Origin of the sequence: Pedobacter sp. UBA5917, from assembly GCF_002432345.1 — a bacterium.
Taxonomy (GTDB): domain Bacteria; phylum Bacteroidota; class Bacteroidia; order Sphingobacteriales; family Sphingobacteriaceae; genus Pedobacter.
The window spans coordinates 1-4,724 of record NZ_DJDT01000118.1; the positions used below are offsets into that span (position 1 = coordinate 1).

Consider the following 4,724-nt stretch of genomic DNA (forward strand, 5'->3'; position numbering starts at 1 on the left):
GATGATGGAAGAGGGAAAATGGGAAAAATAACCGGATACATCATCCATATTACTTTTCCCGTCTTACATCAATTTCCTAGTTCCGACATGAATTTAATCCGCATCAGTTGAATTTCTTCGCGGGTGTAGTCGGTTTCGCCAAGTTCGTTAAGGGCATCGTCGATAGAATCGCTTTCTGCAGCCCTGAAATAATCGAAAACTTCATCCTGACGGTCATCATCGATTACTTCATCGATAAAATAATTCAGGTTTAGTTTCGTACCGGAGTTTACAATAGATTCTACTTCTTTTAGTATTTCCTCGTAAGTAATACCTTTTGAATCGGCAATATCTTCTAAACCGATCTGCCTGTCGATATTCTGGATAATTGAAACCTTCATCTGCGATTTATTGGCCTGGGTTTTAATAATCAGGTCAATCGGGCGCTCGATATCGTTATCCTCCACGTATTTTTTGATCAATTCGATAAAAGGGGTACCAAATTTCATTGCCTTACCCGAACCCACACCCGAAATCTGGCGGAGTTCTTCCATTGTGATCGGATAATGAGTACACATTTCCTCTAAAGAAGGATCCTGGAAAACAACAAACGGCGGAACACTTTTCTGTTTAGCAATTTTCTTGCGCAGATCTTTAAGCAACGATAAAAGATGTGTATCTAAAGCACCGGTGCCTTGTTTTACATCATCATCGTCGTCATCAGCACCACTTTCTATCGGTTCGTTCAATATAAATTTAAGGCTATATGGGTTTACGATGAAATCCCTGCCCTGCTTGGTTAATTTTAGTAAACCGTAGTTATCGATATCCTTATACAGGTAGTTGTTTAAAACAGCCTGGCGGACAATCGATTTCCACATCAATTCGCCGTCTTCTTTGCCAATTCCAAATTCGGGCACTTTACTGTGCTCGTAAGCAATGGTTTGTGCGGTTTCTAAACCCAGAAAAACGTTTAACAAATGTGCATCGTCAAATTTTTCGCCAGATTTTTCAATGAACTTTAATAAAGTCGATAATTGATTTTCGGCATCAAACTGTTTTTTAGGCTTTTTGCAGTTATCGCACATGCAGTTACAACCAGTTTCGTTAAAGTTTTCGCCAAAATAATGAAGAATCTGCTTACGCCGGCAAACACCCGACTCTGCATAATCAATTACCTCTTTTAATATCTGGGTACCGATTTCGCGTTCAGAAACCGGTTTATCTTTCATAAACTTAGCCAGCTTATCTACGTCTTTTTGAGAATAAAAAGCAATACAAACACCTTCGCCCCCATCACGTCCGGCCCTGCCTGTTTCCTGGTAGTAACCTTCCATACTCTTTGGCACATCGTGGTGGATTACAAAGCGCACATCCGGCTTATCGATACCCATACCAAAAGCAATGGTAGCTACGATTACTTCGGCATCTTCCATCAAAAACTTATCTTGCGTTTCGGCCCGTACTTTTGGATCCAATCCGGCATGATAAGGTAAAGCGCTGATTCCGTTCAGGTTCAGGGCCTCAGCCACTTCTTCTACTTTTTTGCGGCTTAGGCAATAAATAATCCCCGATTTACCCGGATTTGATTTAATGTATTTGATAATTTCTTTGGTAATATCACGCTTAGGACGGATTTCGTAAAACAGGTTTGGCCTGTTAAACGACGATTTGAACAGCGTAGCTTCCGTCATTCCCAGGTTTTTCATAATATCCTGCTGTACTTTTGGCGTAGCAGTAGCAGTTAGCGCTATAATTGGGATATTGTTACCTAAACCAGCAATAACCTGTTTGATTTTGCGGTATTCAGGTCTGAAATCGTGTCCCCATTCAGAGATACAATGTGCTTCATCAACGGCAACAAAAGAGATTTTAATCAGATTTAAAAATTCAATATTATCCTGTTTCGCCAGTGATTCGGGCGCAACATACAATAATTTGGTCTGACCGCTTAAAAGATCAGATTTAACCTGCGTAATTTCAGATTTGTTTAGGGATGAATTAAGAAAATGTGCAATACTGTCATTCCCACCAAAAGCCCTCAATTGGTCTACCTGGTTTTTCATCAATGCAATTAATGGCGAGATAACAATTGCTGTTCCCTCGCTCATTAAAGCGGGCAACTGATAGCAAATAGACTTCCCTCCACCTGTTGGCATAATAACAAAAGTGTTATTGCCTTCTAAAATATTTGTAATGATCGACTCTTGATCACCCTTGAAATTATCAAACCCGAAGAAATTTTGGAGGTTATCAAATAACGACTTTTTCACGTCCATTTTGTGTAATAAAATATGCGATGCTATTTTTCTATCCAAAATAACATAATTTTACAAGAATTTCAAGTATTAACAGACAATTATTTTCTCTTTGAAAAGTAAAAAATCAATAATTCAGTCAGCTATAAGCACTTTAGAGCTCGAAGCAGCAGCAATATTAAATGTTGCCAAGAACATCAATAACGATTTCGAAAAAATCGTAACCAGTATTTTAGAAGGCAAAGGACGTGTAATTGTAACAGGCATTGGAAAAAGTGCGATTATTGCCCAAAAAATGGTGGCTACATTTAATTCGACAGGTACACCCGCAATTTTTATGCATGCTGCTGATGCCATCCATGGCGATCTGGGGATGATACAGGTGGATGATATAGTGATCTGCTTATCAAAAAGCGGAAATACACCTGAAATTAAAGTTTTGGTTCCACTACTCAAAACATCAAATAATCTTTTAATCGGAATGGTTGGTGAGCTCAATTCTTTTTTGGCCGAACAGGCCGACCTGATCTTAAATACATCATTCGAAAAAGAAGCCTGCCCACACAACCTGGCCCCTACTACCAGTACAACAGCACAGTTGGCACTGGGCGATGCATTGGCCATTTGCCTTTTAGAATGCAGGGAATTTAATGAAGCTGATTTTGCAAAATACCATCCCGGCGGCTCTCTCGGAAAAAAACTTTATCTAAAGGCCCGTGATTTGGCATTATCGAACGAAAAGCCTTCTATTTCTCCATCTGCATCGGTAAAAGATGTGTTGATTGAAATTAGCAAAAACCGTTTGGGTGCTGTTGCTGTTGTTGATTCAGCTAACCAGGTATTAGGCGTAATTACTGATGGCGACATCAGGAGGATGCTGGAGAATAACAATTCTATTGCCGGTTTAAAGGCAGAGGATATTATGGGTAAAACTCCAAAAAGCATACAATTTGACGCTTTAGCGGTCGACGCTTTAGAGATAATTAAACAAAATAACATCACACAGTTGTTAGTTCTAGAACAAAATACTTACTTTGGCATTATCCATTTACACGATCTCCTCAACGAAGGCATAGTGTAATTTTAAAATTAAAAATGAATAAAAATTATTATGCATTGATTATGGCCGGTGGCGTCGGAAGTCGCTTTTGGCCAGTAAGCAGAACGGAATATCCAAAACAGTTTATCGATTTTTTTGGTGTAGGTAAAACCCTTATCCAGAGCACTTACGAAAGATTCTTAAATATCTGTCCGCCCGAAAATATATTTATCGTAACCAATGAAATATACTCGGATTTAATTAAAGAACAATTACCTCAGTTATCAGATAACCAGATTTTAGCTGAGCCTTTAATGAGAAATACAGCACCTTGTATTGCTTACGGAAGTTTAAAAATTGCAGAATTAAATCCTGATGCAACGATTGTTGTAGCACCTTCCGATCATACCATCGCCAATATTGATGGCTTTGTTCAATCGATCGAACAATCACTGGATGCTGCATCTAAAAACGACTGTTTAATTACGCTGGGCATTAAACCTAACCGTCCGGATACCGGATACGGATATATCCAGCATACAGATTACGTACTCAACACCGATACCGACCTGCACAAGGTTAAAACTTTTACCGAGAAACCAAATCTGGAGCTGGCCAAATCATTTTTACAGAGTGGCGATTTCCTTTGGAATGCGGGTATATTTATCTGGTCGGCAAAGGCAATTTTAAAAGCTTTTGAGAAACACCTGCCGGATATGTACGAAATATTTAATGTTGGTAGGTCTGAACTTAATAATGCAGGAGAAAAAGAATCCATCAATAATGCCTATTTCCAATGCACCAATATCTCGATCGATTTCGGTATTATGGAAAAGGCAGAAAATGTATATGTTTTACCTTCTGATTTTGGATGGTCTGATTTAGGTACCTGGGCATCTATATACGAAATGGCAGAGAAAGACTATGTTGGCAATGCGGTTATTCCTTCAGAACAGGTAATTATGTTCGATTCGTCGAATTGTATGGTTAACGTACCAAAGGATAAACTCGTGATCCTGCAGGGCCTGCATGATTATATTGTGGTAGAAAACAATAATATGTTGATGATCTGCCCACGTAATGAAGAGCAGCGTGTTAAAGAATTTGTTGCAGAAGTTAAATCGCGTTTCGGCAATAAGTTTATTTAGAATGAATGAGGTGAGATGTAAGATGGATGATGTAGCGCAGTTGTACATTATCCATCTTACATTTTCTATTTTATACCTTTTTTCGCTTCGCAGGTGATTGCACAGATTAATGGATTACACAGATTTTCTTTCATCTTTGCTTCTCCATCACCCATCATACCTTTTCCATATTACATCTTTTCTCGCTTCGCGGGTGATTGAACAGATTAATGGATTACACAGATTTTCTTTCATCTTTGCTTCTCCATCACCCATCATACCTTTTCCATATTACATCTTTTCTCGCTTCGCGGGTGATTG

At 38.8% G+C, this 4,724-nt stretch carries 3 protein-coding genes; 2 read left to right on the forward strand and 1 reads right to left on the reverse strand.

What is annotated here, in order from left to right; genetic code table 11:
- Positions 1–68: 68 nt before the first annotated feature.
- Positions 69–2,258: a DNA helicase RecQ gene (gene recQ, locus B2V92_RS07015; protein ID WP_293306180.1), complete on the reverse strand. Its 2,190-nt coding sequence runs from the start codon at positions 2,256–2,258 to the stop codon at positions 69–71.
- A gap of 91 nt (positions 2,259–2,349) precedes the next feature.
- Between recQ and B2V92_RS07020 the strand changes: the two genes are divergently transcribed.
- A complete protein-coding gene (locus tag B2V92_RS07020) occupies positions 2,350–3,318 on the forward strand; it encodes a KpsF/GutQ family sugar-phosphate isomerase (RefSeq protein WP_293306176.1) in 969 nt (322 codons plus the stop codon).
- Positions 3,319–3,332: 14 nt separating this feature from the next.
- The gene (locus B2V92_RS07025) at positions 3,333–4,424 is read left to right on the forward strand and encodes a mannose-1-phosphate guanylyltransferase (RefSeq protein WP_293306178.1); all 1,092 of its coding nucleotides are present in this window, start codon (positions 3,333–3,335) and stop codon (positions 4,422–4,424) included.
- Positions 4,425–4,724: the final 300 nt, after the last annotated feature.